The organism is Serratia sp. AR11 (assembly GCF_056376275.1).
This window is the reverse complement of record NZ_CM150739.1, coordinates 1,116,558-1,141,320: the sequence shown is the minus strand read 5'-3', so window position 1 is coordinate 1,141,320 and position 24,763 is coordinate 1,116,558. Positions and strand designations below refer to the sequence as shown.

At 55.3% G+C, this 24,763-nt stretch carries 22 protein-coding genes; 6 read left to right on the top strand and 16 right to left on the bottom strand.

Annotated features, from left to right (window positions below; all coding sequences use genetic code 11):
- Positions 1–136 precede the first annotated feature (136 nt).
- The gene (locus ACSOSI_RS05385) at positions 137–451 is read left to right on the top strand and encodes an MGMT family protein (RefSeq protein WP_017891845.1); all 315 of its coding nucleotides are present in this window, start codon (positions 137–139) and stop codon (positions 449–451) included.
- Between the two features lie 66 nt (positions 452–517).
- On the opposite strand, the gene ACSOSI_RS05380 is transcribed toward ACSOSI_RS05385, so the two are convergent.
- Positions 518–1,009, bottom strand: a complete 492-nt coding sequence (locus ACSOSI_RS05380) for a YbaY family lipoprotein (RefSeq protein WP_012005552.1) — start codon at positions 1,007–1,009, stop codon at positions 518–520.
- A 230-nt stretch (positions 1,010–1,239) separates the two neighbouring features.
- Here ACSOSI_RS05380 and tesB point away from each other — a divergent pair, with 230 nt between their 5' ends.
- On the top strand, positions 1,240–2,103 hold the full coding sequence (tesB, locus tag ACSOSI_RS05375) for an acyl-CoA thioesterase II (protein ID WP_261130995.1): 864 nt from the start codon (positions 1,240–1,242) through the stop codon (positions 2,101–2,103).
- A 96-nt stretch (positions 2,104–2,199) separates the two neighbouring features.
- Here tesB and amtB read toward each other — a convergent pair whose 3' ends face one another.
- The 5 genes from amtB to ACSOSI_RS05350 all read right to left on the bottom strand — a co-directional run bounded on the left by amtB (position 2,200) and on the right by ACSOSI_RS05350 (position 8,255).
- Positions 2,200–3,486 (bottom strand): ammonium transporter AmtB, encoded by a 1,287-nt coding sequence (gene amtB, locus ACSOSI_RS05370; RefSeq protein ID WP_012005550.1) that lies wholly within the window; start codon positions 3,484–3,486, stop codon positions 2,200–2,202.
- A gap of 36 nt (positions 3,487–3,522) precedes the next feature.
- Positions 3,523–3,861 (bottom strand): P-II family nitrogen regulator, encoded by a 339-nt coding sequence (gene glnK / locus ACSOSI_RS05365; RefSeq protein ID WP_012005549.1) that lies wholly within the window; start codon positions 3,859–3,861, stop codon positions 3,523–3,525.
- A gap of 294 nt (positions 3,862–4,155) precedes the next feature.
- Positions 4,156–5,934, bottom strand: a complete 1,779-nt coding sequence (locus tag ACSOSI_RS05360; RefSeq protein ID WP_012005548.1) for a SmdB family multidrug efflux ABC transporter permease/ATP-binding protein — start codon at positions 5,932–5,934, stop codon at positions 4,156–4,158.
- Positions 5,927–7,702: a SmdA family multidrug ABC transporter permease/ATP-binding protein gene (locus tag ACSOSI_RS05355; protein WP_012005547.1), complete on the bottom strand. Its 1,776-nt coding sequence runs from the start codon at positions 7,700–7,702 to the stop codon at positions 5,927–5,929. The genes ACSOSI_RS05360 and ACSOSI_RS05355 overlap by 8 nt, the downstream gene beginning before the upstream one ends.
- Positions 7,703–7,793: 91 nt before the next feature.
- A complete protein-coding gene (locus ACSOSI_RS05350; protein WP_012005546.1) occupies positions 7,794–8,255 on the bottom strand; it encodes an Lrp/AsnC family transcriptional regulator in 462 nt (153 codons plus the stop codon).
- A gap of 122 nt (positions 8,256–8,377) precedes the next feature.
- Here ACSOSI_RS05350 and ACSOSI_RS05345 point away from each other — a divergent pair, with 122 nt between their 5' ends.
- Positions 8,378–9,418 carry a PLP-dependent cysteine synthase family protein gene (locus tag ACSOSI_RS05345; protein ID WP_115183133.1) on the top strand — a complete coding sequence of 347 codons (1,041 nt, stop codon included), beginning with the start codon at positions 8,378–8,380 and terminating at the stop codon, positions 9,416–9,418.
- 60 nt (positions 9,419–9,478) lie between these two features.
- On the opposite strand, the gene cof is transcribed toward ACSOSI_RS05345, so the two are convergent.
- Entirely contained in the window at positions 9,479–10,303 is an 825-nt protein-coding gene (gene cof, locus ACSOSI_RS05340) for an HMP-PP phosphatase (RefSeq protein ID WP_476706661.1), read from the bottom strand.
- Positions 10,304–10,407: 104 nt separating this feature from the next.
- On the opposite strand from cof, the gene ACSOSI_RS05335 reads away from it, so the two are divergent.
- Together ACSOSI_RS05335 and queC are read left to right on the top strand one after the other, a co-directional pair.
- Entirely contained in the window at positions 10,408–12,135 is a 1,728-nt protein-coding gene (locus ACSOSI_RS05335) for an SgrR family transcriptional regulator (protein WP_476706660.1), read from the top strand.
- Positions 12,136–12,253: 118 nt separating this feature from the next.
- Entirely contained in the window at positions 12,254–12,952 is a 699-nt protein-coding gene (queC, locus tag ACSOSI_RS05330) for a 7-cyano-7-deazaguanine synthase QueC (RefSeq protein ID WP_012005542.1), read from the top strand.
- Between the two features lie 35 nt (positions 12,953–12,987).
- On the opposite strand, the gene ACSOSI_RS05325 is transcribed toward queC, so the two are convergent.
- The 9 genes from ACSOSI_RS05325 to bolA form a co-directional block, all read right to left on the bottom strand.
- The gene (locus ACSOSI_RS05325; protein WP_476706659.1) at positions 12,988–13,401 is read right to left on the bottom strand and encodes an acyl-CoA thioesterase; all 414 of its coding nucleotides are present in this window, start codon (positions 13,399–13,401) and stop codon (positions 12,988–12,990) included.
- A 155-nt stretch (positions 13,402–13,556) separates the two neighbouring features.
- A complete protein-coding gene (locus tag ACSOSI_RS05320) occupies positions 13,557–13,946 on the bottom strand; it encodes a ComEA family DNA-binding protein (protein WP_419246589.1) in 390 nt (129 codons plus the stop codon).
- A 139-nt stretch (positions 13,947–14,085) separates the two neighbouring features.
- Entirely contained in the window at positions 14,086–15,969 is a 1,884-nt protein-coding gene (gene ppiD, locus ACSOSI_RS05315; protein WP_012005539.1) for a peptidylprolyl isomerase, read from the bottom strand.
- A 182-nt stretch (positions 15,970–16,151) separates the two neighbouring features.
- The gene (hupB, locus tag ACSOSI_RS05310) at positions 16,152–16,424 is read right to left on the bottom strand and encodes a nucleoid-associated protein HU-beta (protein WP_017891836.1); all 273 of its coding nucleotides are present in this window, start codon (positions 16,422–16,424) and stop codon (positions 16,152–16,154) included.
- Positions 16,425–16,640: 216 nt separating this feature from the next.
- Positions 16,641–18,995, bottom strand: coding sequence for an endopeptidase La (gene lon, locus ACSOSI_RS05305; protein ID WP_012005537.1), 2,355 nt, complete (start codon positions 18,993–18,995; stop codon positions 16,641–16,643).
- A gap of 195 nt (positions 18,996–19,190) precedes the next feature.
- A complete protein-coding gene (gene clpX / locus ACSOSI_RS05300) occupies positions 19,191–20,462 on the bottom strand; it encodes an ATP-dependent protease ATP-binding subunit ClpX (protein ID WP_012005536.1) in 1,272 nt (423 codons plus the stop codon).
- Between the two features lie 162 nt (positions 20,463–20,624).
- Positions 20,625–21,248, bottom strand: a complete 624-nt coding sequence (clpP, locus tag ACSOSI_RS05295; RefSeq protein ID WP_012005535.1) for an ATP-dependent Clp endopeptidase proteolytic subunit ClpP — start codon at positions 21,246–21,248, stop codon at positions 20,625–20,627.
- 560 nt (positions 21,249–21,808) lie between these two features.
- Positions 21,809–23,113, bottom strand: coding sequence for a trigger factor (tig, locus tag ACSOSI_RS05290; RefSeq protein ID WP_476706658.1), 1,305 nt, complete (start codon positions 23,111–23,113; stop codon positions 21,809–21,811).
- A 366-nt stretch (positions 23,114–23,479) separates the two neighbouring features.
- On the bottom strand, positions 23,480–23,794 hold the full coding sequence (gene bolA / locus ACSOSI_RS05285) for a transcriptional regulator BolA (RefSeq protein WP_012005533.1): 315 nt from the start codon (positions 23,792–23,794) through the stop codon (positions 23,480–23,482).
- A 361-nt stretch (positions 23,795–24,155) separates the two neighbouring features.
- Between bolA and ACSOSI_RS05280 the strand changes: the two genes are divergently transcribed.
- Entirely contained in the window at positions 24,156–24,734 is a 579-nt protein-coding gene (locus tag ACSOSI_RS05280) for a lipoprotein (RefSeq protein WP_012005532.1), read from the top strand.
- Positions 24,735–24,763: the final 29 nt, after the last annotated feature.

The window sequence follows — 24,763 nt, the reverse complement described above, 5'->3', positions numbered from 1 at the left end:
TGTACTCTGAAGCGGTGGGCATTATCGGTGATGACCAGCCAAATAGCAAGCCAACCGGGGCCAACCGCTGTTTTCTTACCCACCTCGACTGTGGCACACTTTCATCCTTGGTTTTTGCCGCAGCAGGAAAACAGAAATGGAGCCAGAAGATGCCTCATTCAGCCAACGCGTGTTCCACGTGATAGCCGCTATTCCCTATGGCAAGGTCACGACCTATGGCGAAGTGGCGCGGCTGGCCGGTTCACCACGCGCCGCACGTCAGGTCGGTGGCGTATTAAGGCGCCTGCCAGAAGGTAGCAGCCTGCCCTGGCATCGGGTGATCAACCGGCACGGCCAAATTTCACAGCAGGGAGAGGACTTCCAGCGCCAGCGCCAGGCGTTGCTTGCGGAGGGGATTATCTTCGGCACGCACAGCACGGTAGATCTGCTGGTTTACGGCTGGCGCTGGTAATAAACAAAACAGCCTTTGGCCGAAGCGCAAAGGCTGTTGAAGGTTTACTCTTTCAGTGCTGCCGGCTTACGGCATGGTTGCCGGGGCTGCCTGAACCGCAACGCCCTGCACCGGGACCATTACCAGGTCAGCACGGGTGCCGTTACGGTTTACCACTTCCTGGATCGTATCGGTAATAAAGGTCATCTGCCCATTTACCGTAATTGCCGCACTCAGGATGATGCGTGCATTAGGCTGAATATCGGCCGGGTTGTACGGCAGGACAAAATTAAACGGTGCCTGTTTACCCTCGGTGCGAACCGCACGCTGGGCAATGACTTTAGACGGAGCATCCGCCAGCGAGGCATCAGAGAGCGTGACGGTCAGTACTGCATCCGGCGGCAGCGCAATGCGCTGGCGAATGTTAACCGAGCCAGTCACCGCTGGGCCCTGAATCTGCGTTTGCGCAATCGCCGGGTTTCCCGTTGTTGGTACAGGCACATTCGCACTCTTTTGGGCACAGCCCGCCAGGGTGAGGGTCAATGCAGCTGCTCCACCTACGATTTGCCAGAGTTTCATGGATCGCTCTCCTTTTTTATTATCAACATGTTGGTGGCTTTCACCACCGCACCTATTAAACTTAGCACAAAACACTGAAAAATCCATTTAGTCCTGCCTATTAATCACTTAGCCCTCTAATAACGCTCAGCATTCAGTCAATTTTCTCTGTGCCATAACGCAATATATTGACGTCTTGCCGTGATATTCCGCACACTGCGCAAAATGATTATTAAAAGGGTAGTAACTTTATGAGCCAGGCACTGCAAAACCTCCTCGATCTGCTGGATCTGGAGAAAATTGAAGAAGGGCTGTTCCGCGGCCAAAGTGAAGATCTGGGATTACGCCAGGTCTTCGGCGGCCAGGTGGTGGGTCAGGCGCTGTATGCCGCCAAGCAATCGGTGCCGGCTGAACGCAGCGTTCACTCGTTCCACAGCTATTTCCTGCGTCCGGGCGACAGCAGCAAGCCAATCATTTATGACGTGGAAATTCTGCGCGACGGCAACAGCTTCAGCGCCCGTCGCGTCAGCGCCATTCAGCACGGTAAACCGATTTTCTACATGACCGCCTCCTTCCAAAGTCCGGAAGAAGGCTTTGAACACCAGAACACCATGCCGGACGTGCCGCCACCAGAAGGGCTGATGTCTGAGTCAGACATTGCCCAAAAACTGTCGCATATGCTGCCGGACAAGGTGCGTGAGAAGTTTATCGGCCAGAAACCGATTGAGATGCGTCCGGTCAAATTCCACAATCCGCTGAAAGGCAGTGTGGAAGAACCGCACCGCTACGTATGGTTCCGCGCCAACGGCACCATGCCGGACGATCTGCGCATCCATCAGTACCTGCTGGGTTATGCGTCTGACTTCAACTTCCTGCCGACGGCGCTGCAGCCGCACGGCGTCGGTTTCCTGGAGCCGGGCATGCAGGTGGCGACCATCGATCACTCAATGTGGTTCCACCGCCCATTCCGCATGGATGACTGGCTGCTGTACGTGGTGGAAAGCACGTCCGCCTCCGGCGCCCGTGGATTTGTACGCGGTCAATTCTATACCCGTGACGGCGTATTGGTTGCCACCACGGTACAGGAAGGCGTGATCCGCCAGCGCGAAGCCTGATAAACGCAGGCCAAAAAAAAGGGCGATGGTGACATCGCCCTTTTTGCATCATCATTATTTTTCGAGTTATTTTAGCGCACTGCCCTTCTTCAAGGCTTATTGGTTATAGGCACTCTCGCCATGGCTGTTGACGTCCAGACCTTCGCGTTCCTGCTCTTCCGGTACGCGCAGCCCGACGATGGCCCCTGCCACTTTAAAGGCGATAAAGGCAGCAACACCAGACCACACCAGCGTAATCACTACGCTCAACAACTGGATCCACACCTGATGGCCCATGGTGACGCCCTCGGCGTACCCAGTGCCGCCCAACGAGGCCGAGGTGAATACCCCAGTCAGCAGGCAACCGACGATACCGCACACGCCATGTACACCGAACACGTCGCAGGTATCATCTACCTTCAGCCATTTCTTCAGCGTGACCACGCCCCACAGACCGGCAATACCGCCAATCAGGCCGATAATCAACGCCCCGCCAATACCCACGGTGCCTGCAGCCGGCGTGATGGCAACCAGCCCGGCGATCATGCCGGAACAGGCGCCCAACAGGGAAGGCTTGCCACGAACAATCCACTCGGCAAAGGTCCAGGAGAGGATCGCGCCGGCAGTCGCCACCACGGTATTCAGGAACGCCAGGGCCGCAATGCCGTTAGCCGCGCTGGCAGAACCGGCGTTAAAGCCGAACCAGCCGATATACAGGATGGAAGCCCCGGTAAACACCATGGGCAGGTTGTGCGGTTTGAAAGCTTCCTTACCGAAACCGGCACGCTTGCCCAGCAGGTAAGCGCCAACCAGACCGGCACTCGCTGCGTTGATGTGCACGACGGTACCGCCGGCAAAGTCCAACGCGCCATCAGCGGCCAGGAAGCCGCCGCCCCACACCATGTGGGCAATCGGCAGGTAAGAAATGGTGAACCAGATGGCTGCGAAGATCACCACCGCAGAGAAGCGGATACGCTCGGCAAAGCCGCCCACCACCAGCGCAACGGTAATACAGGCGAACGAACACTGGAACGCCACGTGGATCATCTGGCTGAAGGTCCCGGTGACGCTGTCGATGCCAATGCCTTTGAGCATCGCCGTCTGGAAACCGCCGAAGAAGGCGTTACCTTCGCTGAAAGCCAGGCTGTAGCCATAAAGCACCCACAGCACGCACACCAAGGCAAAGGTAACGGTGACCTGGGTCAACATGGAGAGCACGTTTTTGGAACGCAGCAAACCGCCGTAAAACAGAGCGACACCCGGCAGGGTCATGAACAGCACCAAAGCAGTGCAAATCATCATGAAGGCGTTATCCGCCTTGTCTGCGACCGCCGGAGCGGCCAGTGCCAAAGAAGGAACCATGGTTACCGTACTCAGGCCCAACATGGATAAAAGTTTTTTCATTATCAATCCATCCCCATTACTTTACTGAGCCAGTGATTACAGTGCTGCTTCGTCTGTTTCGCCGGTGCGAATGCGAATGACACGTTGCAATTCGGCAACGAAAATTTTGCCATCACCAATTTTGCCGGTGTAGGCCGCTTTACTGATAACATCGACCACTTCGTCTAACTGATCGTCGGCGATAGCGATGTCGATTTTTACCTTAGGTAAGAAGTTGACGCTGTATTCGGCTCCACGATAGAGCTCAGCATGCCCCTTCTGGCGACCAAAGCCTTTTACTTCGCTTACGGTCAGCCCCTGAATACCCACAGAGGATAGGGCTTCACGCACGTCCTCCAGCTTGAATGGTTTAATCACCACGGTCACCAGCTTCATATTGCCCCTCCACGAATTAAGCCCAAACTCACCCCTGGTACGAGTCTTATAAAGCAAAGGCTATGCCATAAATGGATTGGTACGCTAATTCAGCAAATTAACCGACCAGGCAGGGGTGTAACGCAACGCCGCTAGCCAATGGCAGGCTATCGCACAGGGGATTGATTAAATATTGCGCACTATTTTGGTGCGTGACGCGTCGAAAAAGTGCAGAGAAAGGGATTTAAAACGCAGCGATGCCTGTTTATGGTGCGTGGCGGGAAAAGAAAGAGGCCGCTCAAGCGGCCTCATAGATCATGCAGTTTGTGTTTCTTCGCGGTTGGCGGCTGCCAGCTCTTCACCCACCAGTTGCAGTTGATACATCTGGTAGTAACGCCCCTGCTGCGCCAGCAGTTGCTGATGGTTACCCTGCTCGACCGCCTGACCACGGTGCAACACCAGAATCGAATCGGCATCAACAATGGTCGACAAACGGTGAGCGATCACTACCAGCGTGGTGTGCTCGCGGATCAAACTCAGCGCCCGCTGAATAGCTTGTTCCGTACCCGAGTCAATGTTGGCGGTGGCTTCGTCGAGGATCAGGATCTTCGGTGCCTGTACCAGTACCCTGGCCATCGCCAATAGCTGCTTCTGACCCACCGACAGGTTATTACCCTGCTCGCCCAGCCGCGTGTGAATGCCTTCAGGGAAAGAGCGAACCAACTCAGCCAGTTGCACCCTTTCCAATGCCTGCCAGACCGCTTCTTCACTGATATTGCGCCCCAGAGTGACGTTGGCCAGTACCGATTCGGCAATCACCACCGGATCCTGCTGCACCATAGCGATGCCCTGCCGCAGGGTAGCGTGTGAAAGGCTGGACAGAGGCCGTCCGTCGAGACGCACTTCCCCCTGATCGACCGGGTAATAGCCCATCAGCAGATTGGCCAGCGTGCTCTTGCCGCTGCCGGTATGGCCGACCAGCGCCACGAAGCCGCGTGAAGGCACCGACAGCGAAATATGCTGCAGCACCTTTTTGTCATCACGGTAGGAAAAGCTCAGGTCGTCAATATCAATACGGCCGCTCTCCAGCGGACGAGCATCCGTCCCGTAGCTCTGCTGGCGGCGATCCATCAGTTCGAAAATACGCTCACCGGCCACCACCGCCTGCTGCAAAATCGACTGCTGCGACGTCAACTCAATCAACGGCTCATTCAAACGCCCCAGATAGTTGATAAAGGCATACAGCACACCGACGCCGATCGCCCCTTCGCCGCTGAAACCGAACAGCATCAGCAGGCCGCACAACACCAGCGCCGAAAACAGGCTGAGCAGCGGCCGTAGCAGGAAACCGTCCAACCGCAGCGTTTGCATACGCGCGGTATAGTGGGAACGGCTGGCAGCGCTCATGCGCTCGCCGAAGCGGATCTGCTGGCGGAACTGCTGGATCACGCCCATGCCGTTAATCACTTCGTTAAAGCCGTCGTTGATGTCGGCCAGATAGCTACGCACCCGGCGTACAATAGGGATGCTGTAGTATTGGTAAATGCCCATCACCACGAATACCGCCGGGAAGATGCAGATCGCCACCAACGCCATGCGCCAGTCGAGGCTGAACATCGCCACCAGCATAGCGCCAATCAGCGCAGCGCTTTTCAGCACCGTAGACACCACCATCACGTACAGATCTTTGATCACCTCGGTGTCATTGGTCACCCGGGAGATCAACTGCCCGACCGGCTGAGTATCAAAAGCGCTCAGCGGCTGGCGTAATGCGGCATCCATCACGTCCGTTCGCAGACGTTGAACCACCCCGACCGCCGCCTGGTTAAACAGCAACGCCTGAAAATAGTGCAGCGCCGCCGCCAACAGCTCCAGCAGAATATAGGCCGCCGCCAGCCCGCAGACGATAGTCAGCGGCAACTGCCCTTTGGCAACGTAGTTATCGATAAAGTAGCTGACCAGAATCGGCCCGGCGACTTCCGCCGCCGCCGCGACCCACAGCATCAACACCGCCAGCCCCAGCGGTTTGCGGTACGGCGATCCATAAGCCAGTAACCGTTTCAGCGTCGGCCACAGCTTTTGCATCTTATTCATTGGCTAGTATCTCCTCGCCGCTTTCCGGTGCCTCGTCCAGCGCCGCTTCCAGTTGCTGATAGCGGTACATATCGCGATACCAGCCCGGTTGGGCCGCCAGTGACGCATGTTCACCACGCTGAGCCACGCCGCCGTGCTGGATCACCAAAATCTCGCTGGCTTCGGTCAATGCCGAAAGCCGGTGCGCACTGATAATCACCGTGCGGTTTTGCCCCCAGCTGCGCAGGTTATGCAGGATCTGGTGTTCGGTACGGCCATCCACCGCCGACAGCGCGTCGTCGAGGATCAGGATTTCCGCGTCCAGCAACAGGGCGCGTGCGATGGAAATACGCTGTTTCTGACCACCGGAAAGCATCACGCCACGCTCGCCCACCTCGGTTTCATAGCCTTGCGGCAGGCGCAAAATATCCTCGTGCACGCTGGCCAGGCGGGCCGCACGCTCAATCTGTTCCTGCGTCGCCCCTGGGTTGCCGAGCGCGATGTTGTTTGCCACGCTGTCTGAGAATAAGAACGGTGTCTGGCTGACTACGGACAACCGCGAACGCCAGTCGTCGAGTTTCACCTGGGTCAGCGGCAGCCCCTGATAGCTGATCTGGCCGTCATCAACATCAAATTGGCGCTGGATCAGTGACAGCAGCGTCGATTTACCGGCACCGGTCGGGCCGCACAGGCCGAGCATTTGCCCCGGCTCCAGCTTCAGTACCACATCGTGTAGCGCCGGGTGGGTATTGCCCGGATAGTGAAATGCGCGAATGTCGATTGCCAGATTGCCACGCCCAGCCGGCAAGGCTTGATCGCCATCCGTCACTGCCGGCGCTTCATCCAGCAGGCTGCGGATACGGCTATAGGCCGCGCTACCGCGTTCAACGATGTTGAACATCCAGGCCAGCGCCAACATTGGCCAAATCATCAGGCCGAGGTACATCACAAAGCTGGTCAGTTGGCCCAGTGTCAGAGTACCGTTCACCACCATCCAACTGCCGCCGCCGATAGCCAGCAGATTGGCGGTACCGATGGCGATATAAATCGTCGGGTCGAAACGGGCATCCACCCGCGCTACGTGCATGTTTTTGGCCCCGGTCTGGGCAGCCACTTCGGCAAACTGATTGGACTGATGATCTTCCAGCCCGAACGCCTTGATCATGCGGATACTGGTCATGCTTTCCTGCGCCTGATCGTTCAGGCTGGAGAACGCCGCCTGCGCCGATTTAAAACGCTGGTGTAACTGGTCGCCGTAGTACTTGATGACGATCGCCATGATCGGCATGGGGATCAGCGACAGCAGGGTCAGCTGCCAGCTAATTTGGGTACTCATCACCACCAGCACCGCTAATCCCATCACCAGCGAATCCACCAGCGTCAGCACCCCTTCACCGGCGGCAAAAACCACCCGGTCGACATCATTGGTGGCGCGCGCCATCAGATCGCCGGTACGGTGGCGCAGATAGAAGGCCGGATTCTGACGGCTAAGCTGGCGGTAGAAGTTTTCACGCAGCTCCACGGCGAGCTGATAGGATGCGCCAAACAGCAGAACCCGCCACACATAGCGCAGCAGGTAGACCACCACGGCAGTGCCGAGCATCAGCCCCAGCCACGCCATTAATACGCCGCCGGACATCTGTTTTTCGGTGACGCCATCCACAATGATCCCCACCAGCTTGGGCGGCAACAGTTGCAGTATGGCAATGATGATCAGCAGCACCACCGCCCCGAGGTAGCGGCGCCACTCGCGGCGGAAATACCAGCCGATTTGAGCAAATAGTCTCACGCAGTTTTATTCCAGGATGTAATGGTTTTTTCTCTCGTTCTGCCTCAGCAGAGTAGGATACCACCGTTACTTTGCCAATTTGGTGAACTTTTCACTCAGGAACCGGCAGTGCGGTGGTGTATTTGATTTTTTCCATCGCGAAGCTGGAAGTGACGTCGATCAGCCCCGGCACGCCGTTCACCAGGCGCTTGTAGAAGCTGTCGTAACTCTTCATATCCGCCACTTCCACCTGCATCAGGTAATCGTACTCTCCCGCCATGCGATAGAAGGCCAGCACCTCCGGCATCTGCTTGGTCAGTTGCACGAACTGTTGATACCACTCGCTGCTGTGCTGCTGAGTTTTGATCAGCACAAATGCCGTCAGGCCCAGGCCGAGCTTTTCGTTATCCAGCAGCGCGACTCGCCCACGGATATAACCTTCTTCTTCCAGCCGCTTGAGCCTTTTCCAGCAGGGTGTTGACGTCAGATTGACCGCGTCGGCCAACACCTGCAGCGGTTGCGTACAGTCCTGCTGCAGCATGCACAGTAATTTACGGTCTGTTTTATCTAACATATCGTCAACCAGGAGAATAATTTTCTCTCATTAGGCGATTAAACAGGAAAAATGGCAATCCTTTTTTCCTCGCGGCAGGCTATATTATGCAACAAACAAGCCCCCTATTCTGAGGCCAGATGATGACAAATTCTTGGGTAAAATATGCTATTGGTGAAATAGAAGCGGATTTTCAACGCTCCGCCGATACTCACCTGATTCGCCTGAACCTGCCGGAATTTCCCGGCATCTGCCTGTACCTGAAAGATGAAAGCACTCACCCGACCGGCAGCCTGAAGCACCGGCTGGCGCGTTCACTGTTTCTGTATGGTCTGTGTAACGGCTGGATCACCGAAAACACCACGATTATCGAGGCCTCCTCCGGCAGTACCGCGGTATCCGAAGCTTACTTCGCCCGGCTGATTGGCCTGCCGTTTATTGCCGTCATGCCTTCCTGTACCGCACGCCGCAAGGTTGAGCAGATCGCGTTCTACGGCGGTCGCTGTCACTTCGTCGACCATGCGGCGCAAATTTACGCCGTCTCCGAACAGTTGGCGAAAGAGCTGAACGGCCACTATATGGATCAGTTCACCTACGCTGAACGGGCCACCGACTGGCGCGGCAACAACAACATCGCCGACAGCATCTTCCGCCAGATGGAACGCGAACCTTTCCCGGTACCCAAGCATATCGTAATGAGCGCCGGCACCGGTGGTACCTCTGCGACCCTGGGCCGCTATATCCGCTATCAGGGGCACGACACCCGCCTGACGGTGGTCGATCCGGAAAATTCGGTGTTCTATGATTGCTTCCACCAGCATGACCGCACCCTTATCGGCAGTTGTGGCAGCCGTATCGAGGGTATTGGCCGCCCACGCGCCGAGCCATCCTTTATTCCGTCGGTGGTCGACAGCATGATCCGCGTGCCGGATGCCGCCAGCGTCGCCACTATCCACTGGCTGGAAACGGTGCTCGGACGCAAGGTAGGGGCATCCACCGGCACCAACGTGTGGGGTGCGCTGCAGTTGGCGAAGCAAATGCGGGAAAACGGCGAGCAGGGTTCGATTGTGACTCTGCTGTGCGACAGCGGTGAGCGCTACCTGGACACCTATTACAACCCGGAATGGGTCAGAAACAATATCGGTGATCTGACGCCTTATCTGGCGCAGTTGGCAGATTTGTAATCAGCAGGTTCAGACGAAAAAAAGCCGGGTAAGTCTACCCGGCCGGCTGCCAATAAAGCCTCATAATTCGGGGGAATAGGTGAGGTAAGGTGAACGCAGCCAATGTTGCAAATAGTGGGCCACTGCCTGCTGCTCGCAGTGGCCGATAACCTGTAGCTGTGGCAATAGCGACTTCAATTGTGGCAGGGCGTTGCCCATCACCACTCCGCGCCCTACCGTCGCCAGCATTTCCTTGTCGTTCATCGCATCACCAAACGCCATACAGTCCGCCATCTTCAGCCCCAGATGGCGGCTCAGCATATCCAGCGCCGAGCCCTTGTTGCAGCCCAGCGGCAAGACCTCCAGGCATTCATAGGCCGAGAAACAGAGATCAACCCGCGCAGCAAAGTGCCGGCGCAGCTGCACCTGAAGTTTCAGCAGTTCCTTATGTGGCCCGGCAAAACAAACCTTGCTGTTGCCGAACGCCGGTAAACGCCGCAGTTCGGTAAGCTGATAATGGAAGCCGCTCAGGTGGTGGGCCTGCAACATTTCCTCCGGCACCGCAAACTCAGTCATCCAGCCTTCATCACGGAAGACGTGCATGCTGGCGTCGGTACGCCAGTGGGTATGCAGTACCTCTTCGGCAATATCGGCCGGCAAATCGGTAGCCTGCAGTTGCTGCCCCCGGTCGTCATAGACCCGCGTACCGTTGCCGGTAATCAGATAACCCTGCAGGCCCAGCTGCGCCATGATCGGCTGTGCATCAAGGTAGTGGCGCCCGGTGGCGAAAGTCACCACCATGTCCCGTTCAACAAGTTGCTTTAGCACCGCCAGAGTCTCCGGCCCGACCCGGTGATCCGGTGTCAACAAAGTGCCATCCATATCAAAAGCCGCCAGGCGATACATAAAAACCTCGTGAATGTGAACGCGATTACAGTCCGTGCAGTATGGGATGGTATTTACGGAAGTAATAGTGAACAATTCTGGAAAACTGTTCCGGATTTCCCATCATGCGCCTGACCCACCGCCTCAGCCAGTATCAACGCCTGTACCAGCAGCTCGGTGGCACACCGGTCGCCATTACCGTTGGCGAGCTGGCGGCAATGTTCTATTGCAGTGAGCGCCATGCCCGCACGCTGGTGCAACAACTGCAGGATCAGGGCTGGCTGAACTGGCAGTCACAGCCCGGGCGCGGCAAACGTGCGCACCTGCACTGCCTGAAAACGCCGGATGAACTACGTGCAGCCCATCTGCAAAGGTTGCTGAAGGAAGGCGATCATCAGGGAGCGCTGGAAATGGCGCAGTTGGATCCGCAACATTTGCAGGAGCTGCTCAGCCCCCATCTTGGGGGGCAATGGCAAGCCGGCAGCCCAACGCTGCGTATCCCCTACTACCGTACGCTCGAATCGCTGGATCCGTTGACCCTGACCGGCCGCGCCGAACAGCATTTGGTCGCCACCCTGCATGCCGGCCTGACTCGCTTTAATACCGGTAACCCCGAGCCGCAATCAGATCTGGCCCATCATTGGCAAATCAGCCATGACGGCCTGCGCTGGCAGTTCTTTCTGCGCAGCCAATTGCGCTGGCACAACGGTGAGCCGCTAACCGGCCAGCAACTGCTGCAAACGCTGGAAAAACTGCAGCACCATCCTCGCAGCCAACCGAGCCTGGCCAACGTTGCCGCTATCAGCCTTCCCCATGCGCTGTGCCTGCAGTTTGATTTACAGTGTCCGGACTACTGGCTGGCGCACCGGCTGGCGGAGTTGCCTTGTCTGCTGACCCATCCGGAGGCTTCGGGCATGGGAGCCGGCCCGTTTAAGCTGACGCTGAACCAACCGCACCTGGTCCGGCTGGAGCAACACCCGTTTTACCATTTGCAACATCCTTTTCTTGAGAGCATCGAGTATTGGATCACACCCGAGTTGAACACCGGTGAGGCTTATACCAGTTGCCAGCATCCGGTACGCATTACCCTCGGTCAGCAGGAAGAGATAGCATTAGCGCGGCCGGTACAGCGCAGCATGAGTCTGGGTTGGTGCTATCTGGCGGTAAATTTGAAGCACGGCGTGCTCAGCGAGGCTCAGGGAAAAAAACTGCTGATGCTGATCCAGCAATCCGGCCTGTTGGCCAATCTGCCGGTGCCCAACAGCGTCATCACCCCCAGTAGTGAGATGCTGCCCGGCTGGGCAATTCCACAACATCAGGCCGCTGAGGATATTGCCCTGCCCGCTAAATTGACGCTGTTGTATCGGCCCCCGGTGGAACTGGAGACGGTCACGGTGGCCTTGCAGCAACTGTTGGCGCAACACGGCTGCGAGCTGGAGTTGCGCTACTACGCAGGTAAACGCTGGCAAAGCGCCGAACAAATCGAACAGGCCGATCTGCTGCTGGCGGATAATCTGATTGGAGAGTCACCGGAAGCCACGCTGGAAAGCTGGCTACGGCAAGATACGCTGTGGCGCGGTATCCTGCCCGACGCCCGCTGGCAGCACCAGCAACAAACGCTGCAACAGATCCAGCAGCTCCCGGCGCAGCAAACGCGTTACCAGCAATTGAAAGACTATTATCAGCAGCTTATGGCGGCGGCGATCATCACTCCGCTGTTTCACTATCAGTATCAAATCAGCGCGCCGCCGCGCATTCATGGCGTCACCCTGACGGCCCACGGTTGGTTCGATTTCTGTCAGGCCTGGCTGCCACCGCCGGTAGAAAATACCACGCCTCCATCAACCGACTGAATTTGCCCGGCCCAGCGGTATGCCACCATTTCTGCTACCATTGCTGCCGCAACGCATTTTTATCTTACCGCCCGAATGTGTATCGGGTAGGGTCTCAGCAATAAATTGAGGTTATTTTATGAAGCGCGCGGTTGTCGTTTTCAGCGGTGGACAAGATTCCACGACCTGCTTGATTCAGGCATTGAAACAGTATGATGAAGTTCACTGCGTCACCTTCGACTACGGCCAGCGTCATCGTGCCGAAATTGAGGTGGCTCAGGAACTGTCAGTGGCCCTGGGGGCCAAGGCGCATAAGCTGTTGGACGTAGGCCTGCTCAATGAGCTGGCTATCAGCAGCCTGACCCGTGACAACATTCCGGTTCCCGCCTACGACAGCACGCAGAGCAATGGGTTACCGAGCACCTTTGTGCCGGGGCGCAACATTCTGTTCCTGACGCTGGCGGCGATTTATGCCTATCAGGTCGAAGCTGAAGCGGTGATCACCGGCGTGTGTGAAACCGACTTCTCCGGCTACCCAGACTGTCGCGACGAGTTTGTCAAAGCGCTGAACCAGGCGATAGTACTGGGCATCGCCCGCGATATCCGCTTTGAAACGCCTTTGATGTGGCTGAACAAGGCAGAAACCTGGGCACTGGCAGATTACTACCATCAGCTGGAGCTGGTGCAGCAGGACACTCTGACCTGCTACAACGGCATCAAAGGCAATGGCTGCGGTGAATGTGCGGCCTGTCATCTGCGCGCCAACGGCCTGCAGCAGTACCAAATCAACAAGGCCGAAGTGATGGCGAGCCTGAAGCAAAAGACCGGGCTGGTCTGATTGAATAACGGCGGCACAGGTTGCCGCTCGTTGCTTTACCTATCTTCAAGCGGCGTGAGCACCTGCAGGTGTTCGCGCAGTTGCCCTTCGATCGGCAATGCCCGCTGGGTTTTCAGATCGACACAAACAAAGGTCAGCAGTGCATCCGCTACCGGATCCCCGCTGGCATCCTGCGAGACCTTCTGGCTCAACACGCCGCTTTTGCCGTTTAGTTGTACCATCTGGCTGTCAATGCGTAACTTGTCGCCCAATACCGCTGGGGTGCGATAGTTAATGTTGATGTTCACCACGATAAAGGCGATGTTGTTTTCCGTCATCCAGCGGAAGCCTTCCTGGTTCTCCAGCCAATCCCATCGCGCCTCCTCCAGGAATTCCAGATAGCGGGCGTTGTTCACGTGCTGATAAACATCAAGATGATAACCACGGACTTTGATAAAGGTCTGGTGCATAGGTAACAATCGCTCCTGCCTGGTGATTACAGAAAGAAGGAGCCGCTAGCGACTCCTTCACCCATTTGGTCAAGGTGCCAAACTGGTAAGACCTGTAAAATGTAGCAGAGGAAAAAGGGCTGCATTATCACTTTGCCACACAGCCGTGATCGAAATCACATTTTGAGCCGCGCGCGATTCCTTTCAAACAGTGCAGGCCCAATGCCCGGTACTTCCTGAAGCTGCTCAATCTGCGTAAAGGGACCATTCTGCTCGCGGTAGCGCACAATGCTCTCCGCTTTTTTCAATCCAACTCCCTTGAGTATGCTGGCCAGTTGTTCGGCATCGGCCTGATTGATACTGACCGATGCTTCATCATTGGCAGTCGCCACGGCCTCTGCACCCTGCCCGGCGTTAGCCGCCGTCACGGATAGCACCGGTTGCCCGGTAAGCGCTTTTTCTTCCGCGGCCAAAGATGGCCCGGTCAGGCAGAGCAGTGCTACGGTCAGCAAGGCTTTGAAGTTAAAACCACTCTCATTTACCGCTTTTATTACTGTAGGTTGCATGCTGTATCCTCCTTGTGTGTAACAGCAAGCTCACCTTGCCGCAGCGAAGAAACTTCAGCAATTGGCGGATTTCAGATATGGAAAAGGCCGCGAAAGCGGCCTTTGAGGATTGCATTGCGTTGCAGAAAACTGCGGCGCTTTACTGAGGCTGCTGCTGCTCAGCGGCACCCATGGTGATCTTGGCTTCTTTGCGCAGGCTGGCCAGCAGAGAGTCAAAGGACACGCCAGTCGCACCTTCTTCCATCTTGCTGACGAAGGTTTTCATTTCTTCAGCCGGCAAGGTGCCTGGCTTCACGGCATCCAGTGCAATCAGTACCACGTTGTCCTGACGGTCCTGCGACATGCCATAAACCGGCTTGCCTTCCTGCGGATGCGGCAGCGCGAACACGCTCTGCACCAGTTGGCTGTCTTCCGGCGCGCGCGCCATCTTCTGTACGCTGCCAAAGCTCAGGCCAGCGGCTTTCATCGCCTCGTCGCCCTTACCCTGCTTCAGCTCAACCAGCAGCTTCTCGCCCTGCAGTTTGGCTTCCTGTTCCGCTTTGTTGCGCTTGACCAGTTCTGCCACGCGATCTTTCACCTGGTCGAACGGCTCAATGCCCTCTGGCTTGTGGCCAGACACGCGGATCACGAAGGCACGGTCGCCATCAACGGTGATCACGTCGGAGTTGCTGCCCGGAGAGCCGCCTTCACCAATCAGGGAACCGTCGAAAATCGACTGAATGACCGGTTTGAAATTCAGCGCTGCCGGAATATTGTCGCGGGTAAACCAGTCGGTCTGCGCCGCTTTCACGCCGGCGGCCTCTTCGGCCGATGCCAGAGACTCGTTATCGCTGGTAGCCGCTTCACTCACCTTCTGTTGCAGTGCGTAATAAGCGTCTACCGCTTTCTCCTGCTTAACCTGCTTGGCGATAGCGTCACGCACTTCGCTCAACGGCTTCACTTTTTCCGGTGCGATGTCGTTGAGACGGATCACCAGATAGCCTACTGAAGACTTCACGACGCCGGAAAGCTGGCCTTTTTCGGTCAGGTTAGCCTGCTTGAGTTCGTCTGCAGTGGTGTCCGGCTCCAGCCAGCCCAGTTCACCGCCGGTACGGCGTGAAATGATGTCGGTGGATTTGTCTTTCGCCAGGGTGGCAAAATCGCCGCCTTTCTTCAGTTCATCCAGTACCGCATTGGCTTCCGCCTCGGTTTTCAACTGAATCACGCTGTAGTTCTTGCGTTCAGGCTGGCCGTAACTGCTTTTGTGCTGGTCGTAATAGGCGCTGATATCCGCGTCGGCTACCGTCACCTTGTCTTGCATAGCAGCGGCGTCCATTGGGATGTAGCTTACTTTGACCTGTTCTGGCGCAATAAAGCTGTTCTTGTTCTGGCTGTAGTAGTCTTTCAGCTCGTCGTCGGTCACGGTCTGCTTGGCCTGCAACGCTTTCAGATCCAGCGTAGCCAAGCGCACATCGCGCTGTTGCAGCACCAGCGCCGTCATGTCCTGAGCTTCGGCAGGCAGAATAAAGCCCGAACCGCCAAAGGCCTGGATCACCTGCTGGTTAACCAACTGCTGACGCATTGATTGTGCAAAGTTATCGGCGGTGTAACCCATGCGGCTAATCAGATCGAGATATTTCGCGTTATCGAACTGGCCGTTTGTCTGGAAGTAAGGTGCTTTACGGATAGCTTCTTTCACCTGATCGTCACTGACGCTCAGGCCTAATTTCTTGGCATATTGGTCCAGCAGCATGTTGTCGATCAGCTGTGACAGTGCCTGATGGCGCATCTGCTGCATATAGCCTTCGTTGCCCGCCAGTGCGGAGAACTGGTCACCCAACTGTTGCTGCATGCGGCTGCGTTCGCTTTGGAAAGCCTGTTCCAGCTGAGCACGCTCGATCACCTGGCCATTGACCTTCGCTGCATAATCACCGGCACTCCCCTGATAGCTGACCACCCCTGTCAAAAGAAATGACAAAATGATCAAGCCCAGGATGATTTTGAGCACGACGTGATTAGCTGCCGCGCGTAAATTGTCCATCATAGTGTGACAACACTCCGCTGTGATGTGGATTAAAAACACCCTTGTGCAGGCGCGTTCCCTGCGACAAAAATAAAAAAAGCGCATCAATCTGATGCGCCTTATATCTTACCTTACCAGCACCGTTGCGTCAGGTGATTGTTTATTACAAAGCCCTGTAACGCTAAACGGTTAGACGCAAACAATCAGTTTACTGCGTCTTTCAGCGCTTTCCCTGCACGGAAGGCCGGAACTTTGGCTGCCGCGATTTTGATCTCTTTACCGGTTTGCGGGTTACGACCGGTACGGGCCGAACGTTCACGCACGGTGAAGGAACCGAAACCCACCAGGGCCACGTCATCCCCTTCCTTCAAGGAGTCAGTAACAGATGCAATCACTGCATCTAAAGCACGTCCAGCTGCCGCTTTGGAAATATCAGCACCTGCGGCAATTTTGTCGATCAGTTGTGACTTATTCACTCTATCATCCCCTCTAGAATTCAATCGTCGCACCGAAAAATCCCTACGGTTGCGACAGCGCAGCTGTTATATCAATCCCATCGTGCCTTGGCAAGCCACCGTAAGCGTGACAAAACGCGGGCCGACAGCTGTCTAACTTAGCGGTACAAAAAAAGACTGGCAAGTCCGAAATGACTTGCCAGCATAAGTTTTATCAATGGTTTTTGCGATACATCACTATTTTGCCGCTACCGGCAGTGCACCGAAGGCCGGATTGAGCAACGCAAGGTCCAAAACTTCATCAATTCGCTGCACCGGATGAATAACCAGATCGGCAATAACATTGGCCGGGATCTCTTCCAGATCGCGCTTGTTTTCATACGGGATCAGCACGGTTTTGATACCGCCGCGATGCGCCGCCAGCAGTTTCTCTTTCAGGCCACCAATCGGCAGAACCTGGCCACGCAACGTGATCTCACCGGTCATCGCCACATCGGCACGAACCGGGTTGCCCGTCAGGCAGGAAACCAGCGCGGTGCACATCGCAATACCGGCGCTTGGGCCATCCTTAGGTGTAGCGCCTTCCGGCACGTGCACGTGGATGTCACGCTTCTCGTAAAAATCAGGGTTAATCCCCAATTTATCCGCGCGCGCACGCACCACGGTCAGTGCAGCCTGGATAGATTCCTGCATCACTTCACCGAGCGAACCGGTGTAGGTCAGCTTACCTTTGCCCGGTACGCAGGCGGTTTCAATGGTCAGCAGATCGCCACCCACTTCCGTCCACGCCAGGCCGGTAACTTCACCCACGCGGTTTTCGGTATCCGCACGGCCGTAGTCAACACGCTGTACGCCCAGGTAATCCTTCAGGTTGTCGCCGTTGATCTCGATATGCTTGAGCTTCTTGTCCATCAGCAGCGTTTTCACCGCCTTACGGCACAGCTTGGAGATTTCGCGCTCCAGGCTACGCACCCCAGCTTCACGGGTGTAGAAGCGGATAATACCGGTAATGGCGCTGTCGTCGACCGTCAACTCACCTTTTTTCAGGGCGTTACGCTCAAGCTGCTTCGGCAACAGGTGCTGCTTGGCAATATTGAGCTTCTCGTCCTCGGTATAGCCAGACAGACGGATCACTTCCATACGATCCAGCAACGGCGCAGGAATGTTCATCGAGTTCGAGGTCGCCACGAACATCACGTCGGACAGGTCGTAATCCACTTCCAGATAGTGATCGTTAAACGCCACGTTCTGTTCCGGATCCAACACCTCAAGCAGTGCAGAGGCCGGATCGCCACGCATGTCGGAAGACATCTTGTCGATCTCATCGAGCAGGAACAGCGGGTTTTTCACCCCGACCTTGGCCATTTTCTGGATCAGTTTGCCCGGCATTGAACCGATATAGGTACGGCGGTGACCACGGATTTCCGCTTCGTCACGCACGCCACCCAACGCCATACGCACATACTGGCGGCCGGTCGCTTTAGCGATCGACTGGCCCAACGAGGTTTTACCCACGCCAGGAGGCCCTACCAGACACAGGATCGGCCCTTTGATTTTGCTTACGCGGCTCTGTACTGCGAGATACTCAAGAATACGGTCTTTGACGCGCTCCAGGCCGTAGTGATCGATATCGAGCACTTCCTGCGCCTTGAGCAGGTCTTTTTTAACCTTGCTGCGTGCATTCCACGGCACCTGCAGCATCCAATCGATGTAGCCGCGCACCACGGTTGCTTCCGCAGACATTGGCGACATCATTTTCAGCTTTTGCAGTTCCGCTTCGGTTTTTTCACGCGCGTCTTTCGGCATTTTCGCCGCTTCGATCTTGCGCTTCAGCGCTTCATGCTCGTCCGGCGCATCGTCCATCTCGCCCAGTTCTTTCTGAATCGCCTTCATCTGCTCATTCAGATAGTACTCGCGCTGACTTTTTTCCATCTGTTTTTTGACGCGATTGCGGATGCGTTTCTCAACCTGCAGCAGGTCGATTTCCGATTCCATCATCGCCATCAGATATTCAAGACGTTCGGTGATGTCGAACATCTCCAGTACCGACTGCTTGTCGCTGAGCTTCAGCGGCATGTGCGCGGCGATGGTATCCGCCAGGCGCGCAGCATCGTCGATGCTGTTCAATGACGTCAGCACCTCCGGTGGAATTTTCTTGTTCAGTTTGATATAGCCTTCAAACTGATTGATTGCAGTGCGTACCAGCACTTCTTGTTCACGCTCGTCAATCGCGGGTGACTCAAGATATTCTGCCTGGGCAGCAAAATGCTCGCCGCTGTCGGAAAGCGTAGTAATACGCGCCCGCTGCAGGCCTTCGACCAGCACTTTTACCGTGCCATCAGGCAATTTCAGCATTTGCAGGATCGACGCTACCGTGCCGACTGAGAACAAATCATTAATGCCAGGTTCATCCGTTGAGGCCTCTTTCTGTGCCACCAGCATGATCTTTTTATCGTGATCCATTGCTGCTTCGAGGCACCGAATCGATTTTTCCCGGCCAACAAATAACGGGATCACCATGTGCGGATAAACCACCACGTCGCGCAACGGCAACACGGGGATTTCAATGCGTTCGGAACGCTCAGGGTTCATAGAGCTCTCTCTTAAGTTTAACTTCCGCCAGGTTGAGGGGGAATCTCATGAGACGCAAGCATCAAACGTTTCATAAAATCTGGTTAATGAGTATATGGGGATGAATCTCTTACATTCAACGGCAAGAACGCAGGAAATAAAAATGGGGGATAAAATCCCCCATTTTGACATTAACTTTCTGGTTTGACTGGCGAATTATTCGCCTGAAGCCTGTGCTTCCGGTTTGCCGTAAATCAGCAACGGTTTGGACTGGCCGGCGATGACCGACTCGTCGATCACCACTTTGTCGACGCTGTCCATTGAAGGCAGGTCATACATGGTGTCCAGCAGCGCGCCTTCCACGATAGAACGCAGGCCACGTGCACCGGTTTTGCGTTTCATCGCCTTTCTGGCGATGGCGTTCAGTGCTTCTTCACGGAATTCCAGCTCCACACCTTCCAGATTGAACAATGCCTGATACTGTTTGGTCAGGGCATTTTTCGGCTCTTTCAGGATCTGGATCAGCGCATCTTCGCTCAGCTCACTCAGCGTGGCCACGACCGGCAGACGACCGATGAACTCAGGGATCAGGCCAAACTTGATCAGATCTTCCGGTTCAGCCTGCAGCAGCAGTTCGCCTTCGGTCGCTTTCTCAGACTCACCCTTCACGGTGGCGCCAAAACCAATACCGGAACCGGTATTAACGCGCTGACCGATCACTTTATCCAGGCCGGCAAATGCGCCGCCACAGATAAACAGGATTTTCGAGGTATCAACCTGCAGGAATTCCTGCTGCGGATGCTTGCGGCCCCCCTGAGGAGGAACGGCAGCAATAGTGCCTTCGATCAGCTTCAACAGCGCCTGCTGCACGCCCTCACCCGAAACGTCACGGGTAATGGACGGGTTGTCTGACTTACGAGAAATCTTATCGATTTCATCGATATAGACGATGCCACGCTGGGCTTTCTGCACGTCGTAGTCACATTTCTGCAGCAACTTCTGGATAATATTCTCCACGTCCTCACCCACATAACCGGCTTCGGTCAGCGTGGTGGCATCGGCCATGGTGAAAGGCACATCCAGGAAGCGTGCCAGCGTTTCCGCCAGCAAGGTTTTACCGCTACCGGTAGGACCAATCAGCAGAATGTTGCTTTTGCCCAACTCGATACCGTTGCTGGTATCGCCGTTGCGCAGGCGTTTGTAGTGGTTATACACCGCTACCGCCAGCACTTTCTTCGCCGGTTCCTGACCGATGACGTAGTCATCCAGGTGGTGGCGGATCTCATGCGGCGTCGGCAGCGCACTGCGCTCACGATGCGGTGAAACTTCTTTAATCTCTTCGCGAATAATGTCGTTACACAGGTCAACACATTCATCGCAGATATACACTGACGGACCGGCAATCAGCTTACGCACTTCATGCTGGCTTTTGCCGCAGAAAGAGCAGTACAGCAGCTTTCCTGAACCGTCTTTGCGCTTATCTGTCATCAGTAAACCTCTTCTTTAGTCTTTGTCCCGCAGGAAAATCACGGCGGCCGTGCGCCCCGAATTCATACCAGGAATGCCGATAATGCTCACCAGAGCGAGCCACGCCCGCTCTGATTACTATAGTCTATCGGCTCGCACAATTACCTCGCCAGCCGCGTGGTGTTACTTGCGGTGCGTCAGAATGCCGTCAACCAGACCGTATTCTACCGCTTCTTCCGCGGTCATAAAGCGATCGCGCTCGGTATCGCGTTCGATCTGCTCCAGTGTCTGGCCGGTGTGTTCTGCCATCAACTCATTCATACGCGCCTTCACCTTCAGGATTTCACGCGCATGGATTTCGATATCCGTCGCCTGGCCCTGATAGCCGCCCAGCGGCTGGTGGATCATCACACGTGAATTCGGCAGACAGAAACGTTTGCCCTTGGCACCCGCAGTCAGCAGGAAGGAACCCATCGAGCACGCCTGGCCCATACAAATGGTGCTGACGTCCGGCTTGATGAACTTCATGGTGTCATAGATTGACATGCCTGCGGTGATCACGCCACCCGGGGAGTTGATGTAGAGGAAAATGTCTTTTTCCGGGCTTTCTGCTTCGAGGAACAGCATCTGCGCCACAATCAGGTTGGCCATGTGATCTTCGACCTGGCCGGTCAGGAAAATAATGCGCTCTTTCAGCAGGCGGGAATAGATGTCGTAAGAACGCTCCCCGCGTGAAGTCTGCTCTACCACCATCGGCACCAGGGCCATGTTAGGTGCAAATTGATCTCGTTCGCCACTGTATGACATTACCGTCTCCTAATAGAAATTGCCTTGGCGGCCAGGGTTATACCCTATTACACCGATTCTACTTGAGAACGGTCATGATGACTATGCTCAAGCATTCGACCCACGCCACACGTACCCGACGGTTTTTTATCCCGCGCACTCTGGCAAACAGCCTATACCCGTCATCTTTCAAGTCACAGCGTTGTTACCTGCACTCGCTCACCCCAGTTACTTACTCGAGTAAGCGCCTGGGGATGAGCGAGCTGGGCGCCTAGCTGCAACTTGAAAGCTATAGGGTATACATATACTTTTTACAGATTGGGGCCACAGACAGAATTTCAAGCCCGGCAGAGTATTTTTAGCGGTTATCCCGCCCCCCCTGACAGCAGGTGATAACCATCATGCCAGACTGTGCCAAGAGCAACAGTGTAAATATAGTGCATATTGTCACGCTTAACCTGAGATTAATCAGCAACGTGGCAAAAAGAAAAGCCCGCAACCGAAGGTTACGGGCTTTTTTAACGCCAGAGCCGGCAAGCCGGCCCTGAGAGCGCAACAAGTTGCGCTCTGGCGTACAGACATTACGCCTGTTGAGTCTGGTTCATCAGCTCGCTGAAGGTAGTGGCTTTCTCAGTCACTTTCGCTTTTGCCAGCAGGGCTTCAACCGCTTGTTCTTCCAGAGCAACGTTGCGCATGTTGTTCATCAGCTCTTTGTTTTTGCTGTAGAACTCAACAACTTCACTTGGATCTTCGTAAGCGGAAGCCATTTCTTCGATCAGCGTTTTAACGCGCTCTTCGTCAGCTTTCAGATCGTTGGTGCTGATCACTTCGCCCAGCAGCAGACCGACAACTACGCGACGCTTGGCCTGCTCTTCGAACAGTTCGCGTGGCAGTTCCAGCGCTTGCTTCTCGTTGCCGCCGAAACGCTGTGCAGCCTGACGGCGCAGAACGTCAACTTCGCCGTCGATCAGCGCAGCAGGAACGTCGATTTCGTTAGCGCTGACCAGGCCGTCGATTGCCTGAGTCTTGATGCGGTTACGCACTGCGCCTTTCAGCTCGCGCTCCATGTTTTTACGCACTTCAGCACGCAGGCCTTCGGTAGAACCATCAGCCACGCCGAAACGTTTGATGAATTCTTCAGTCAGCTCTGGCAGTTCACGCTCTTCCACTTTCTTCAGAACGATAGCGAACTTAGCCGCTTTGCCCTTCAGATTTTCAGCGTGGTAATCTTCTGGGAAGTTAACGTCGATGGTGAACTCTTCACCGGCTTTATGACCGACCAGACCTTCTTCGAAGCCTGGGATCATGCGGCCCTGGCCCATAGCCAGTACGAAGTCAGAGGCTTTGCCGCCTTCAAACTCTTCACCGTCGATAGAACCAGCGAAGTCAACGGTCACACGGTCTTCAGCCTGAGCTGCGCGATCGGTTTCTTTCCAGGTCGCCTGCTGCTTGCGCAGGGTGTCCAGCATGGTGTCAACGTCAGCGTCGTTAACTTCAACCACCGGCTTCTCAACTTCGATGCCGTCCAGGCCTTTCAGCTCAACTTCTGGATACACTTCGAACTCAACGGCGAAAGTGAAGTCTTCACCTTCTTTGTACTCGCCCGGCACGTAGTTTGGTGCGCCAGCCGGATTGATCTTTTCTTTGATGATCGCATCAACGAAGCTGCGTTGCATTGCATCGCCCAGTACGTCTTGACGAACGGAAGCGCCATAACGTTGCTCAACGATGTTCATCGGTACATGGCCTTTACGGAAGCCATCGATACGAACGCTTTTTGCAGCGTTGATCAGCTCTTTTTTAATAGCCTGCTTGATTGTATCAGCGGGTACAGTAATAGAGAGACGGCGCCCAAGGCCTTGAGTGGTTTCTACTGAAACTTGCATCTTGTTACCTCAAAAAAATCACAGTGCTCGGTCAACTCCGTTCGAAGAACCAGGACGGCTACATTACAGAACCGAGTTTCCTGATGACAGAAGTGTCCCGAAACCATTCCGGAAAAATAAGACGCGACATTATAGCGGCGCAAGCGGAGCGAGTCGAGGAAAGCAAGGCAGCGGCGGCGCGCTAAAACTCACACTTTTGCCGATTTGATCGCCAAAAGGCCGCCGAAGCCGACCCGGCCTTGGCTGCATTGCGCATCGGCTGTGTCGTCGTCAAAAACAGAAACGGCCCGCAGGCCGTTCCAAAATTCGTCTGTAGTAATACCCCAAATCGTGGTCAAAGTTCCACTGATACCGCAAATTTAGCCGTCAGGCCAAGGTTCCGGCACCACGACAAGGGGGGGAAGCCGGCACGGTATCCTGCAGCCCTTCCCACTCTTTCAGGGTATAAGTGTGCAACGCCAGCGCATGTACACCATCGGATAACTCTTCCGACAAGACGCCGTAAATCGAGCGATGCCGCGTCAGGAAACGTTCGCCAACGAAGCGATCGCTGACCAACACCACCTTGAAATGACTTTCTGAACCCGCCGGAACGTTATGACGATAGCTTTCATCAACGACTTCCAGATACGCGGGCTCAAATGCCGCCCTTAACTTTGCTTCTATTTGCTCGCGAATCATAGGATCTCCTTACTACACCGGCAGAGGACCGTCCCCATCTATTTCAATATTAGCCTCTTTCTCCCCTTTTAGACCATTGCGCAGGTAAATTTCTCTTCTTTGCGGACAAAAAACGGCCAACATCCGCCGCCGCTTGAGGTTTTTCTGATTGAGACGGTCAAAAAAGCATGTTTTTATCAACGGCAGGTAAAAATTTGTCACTCCGGTGCGTTCTGCGCTTCCTCCGGCCGGCGGCGATGCTATGATGTCGACAATTTGTTGTTGGCTATCCCGCTCTGATTATTACAGAAAGCTTGCTCAAGCCAGCCTCTCTATATTGGGATTGGGCAGCTTAAAATCCATCGAGAATGAGACAGTAACTATGTTAAAGAAACTTTGCCTTCCACTGTTGGCCGCACTGCTGCTGGCCGGCTGTGCTACCAGCAGCAACACCCTGAACGTGACTCCAAAGATCGTATTGCCGCAGCAGGACCCGACTCTGCAAGGCGTCACCATCAGCATTAACGGCGCGGATCAGCGCAAAGATCAGGCCCTGGCCAAAGTTAACCGCGACGGCCAGCTCGTGACGCTGACGCCATCACGCGACCTGCGCTTCTTGCTGCAGGAAGTGTTAGAGAAACAAATGGGCGCACGCGGCTATATGATCGGTGCCGACGGCGCCGTTGATCTGCAAATCGTGGTGAATAACCTGTACGCAGACGTCTCCGAAGGCAACCTGCGCTACAACATCACCACCAAGGCCGATATCTCGATCATCGCTCAGGCGAAAAACGGCAATAAGCAGGTGAAAAACTACCGCTCAACTTATAACGTCCAGGGCGCCTTCACGGCAACCAACGATAAAATTACTAACGCGGTCAATAGCGTGTTGGGTGACGTTATTGCCGATATGGCGCAGGACACCAGCGTCAACGACTTTATCAAGCAAAACGCGCGTTAATCCGCGAACGCCTTGCACCGCCCGGACAG

Excerpts from the sequence above, each read along its gene's own strand:
- clpP (WP_012005535.1), bottom strand. The coding sequence starts at position 21,248 with ATGTCATACAGTGGCGAACGAGATCAATTTGCACCTAACATGGCCCTG.
- lon (WP_012005537.1), bottom strand. The coding sequence starts at position 18,995 with ATGAACCCTGAGCGTTCCGAACGCATTGAAATCCCCGTGTTGCCGTTG.
- ACSOSI_RS05345 (WP_115183133.1), top strand. The coding sequence starts at position 8,378 with ATGACAAATTCTTGGGTAAAATATGCTATTGGTGAAATAGAAGCGGAT.
- ACSOSI_RS05280 (WP_012005532.1), top strand. The coding sequence starts at position 24,156 with ATGTTAAAGAAACTTTGCCTTCCACTGTTGGCCGCACTGCTGCTGGCC.
- cof (WP_476706661.1), bottom strand. The coding sequence starts at position 10,303 with ATGTATCGCCTGGCGGCTTTTGATATGGATGGCACTTTGTTGACACCG.
- ACSOSI_RS05380 (WP_012005552.1), bottom strand. The coding sequence starts at position 1,009 with ATGAAACTCTGGCAAATCGTAGGTGGAGCAGCTGCATTGACCCTCACC.
- glnK (WP_012005549.1), bottom strand. The coding sequence starts at position 3,861 with ATGAAGCTGGTGACCGTGGTGATTAAACCATTCAAGCTGGAGGACGTG.
- ACSOSI_RS05350 (WP_012005546.1), bottom strand. The coding sequence starts at position 8,255 with ATGTTAGATAAAACAGACCGTAAATTACTGTGCATGCTGCAGCAGGAC.
- ACSOSI_RS05325 (WP_476706659.1), bottom strand. The coding sequence starts at position 13,401 with ATGCACCAGACCTTTATCAAAGTCCGTGGTTATCATCTTGATGTTTAT.
- ACSOSI_RS05335 (WP_476706660.1), top strand. The coding sequence starts at position 10,408 with ATGCGCCTGACCCACCGCCTCAGCCAGTATCAACGCCTGTACCAGCAG.
- tesB (WP_261130995.1), top strand. The coding sequence starts at position 1,240 with ATGAGCCAGGCACTGCAAAACCTCCTCGATCTGCTGGATCTGGAGAAA.
- queC (WP_012005542.1), top strand. The coding sequence starts at position 12,254 with ATGAAGCGCGCGGTTGTCGTTTTCAGCGGTGGACAAGATTCCACGACC.
- clpX (WP_012005536.1), bottom strand. The coding sequence starts at position 20,462 with ATGACAGATAAGCGCAAAGACGGTTCAGGAAAGCTGCTGTACTGCTCT.
- ppiD (WP_012005539.1), bottom strand. The coding sequence starts at position 15,969 with ATGATGGACAATTTACGCGCGGCAGCTAATCACGTCGTGCTCAAAATC.
- amtB (WP_012005550.1), bottom strand. The coding sequence starts at position 3,486 with ATGAAAAAACTTTTATCCATGTTGGGCCTGAGTACGGTAACCATGGTT.
- ACSOSI_RS05360 (WP_012005548.1), bottom strand. The coding sequence starts at position 5,934 with ATGAATAAGATGCAAAAGCTGTGGCCGACGCTGAAACGGTTACTGGCT.
- bolA (WP_012005533.1), bottom strand. The coding sequence starts at position 23,794 with ATGATTCGCGAGCAAATAGAAGCAAAGTTAAGGGCGGCATTTGAGCCC.
- ACSOSI_RS05320 (WP_419246589.1), bottom strand. The coding sequence starts at position 13,946 with ATGCAACCTACAGTAATAAAAGCGGTAAATGAGAGTGGTTTTAACTTC.
- tig (WP_476706658.1), bottom strand. The coding sequence starts at position 23,113 with ATGCAAGTTTCAGTAGAAACCACTCAAGGCCTTGGGCGCCGTCTCTCT.
- ACSOSI_RS05385 (WP_017891845.1), top strand. The coding sequence starts at position 137 with ATGGAGCCAGAAGATGCCTCATTCAGCCAACGCGTGTTCCACGTGATA.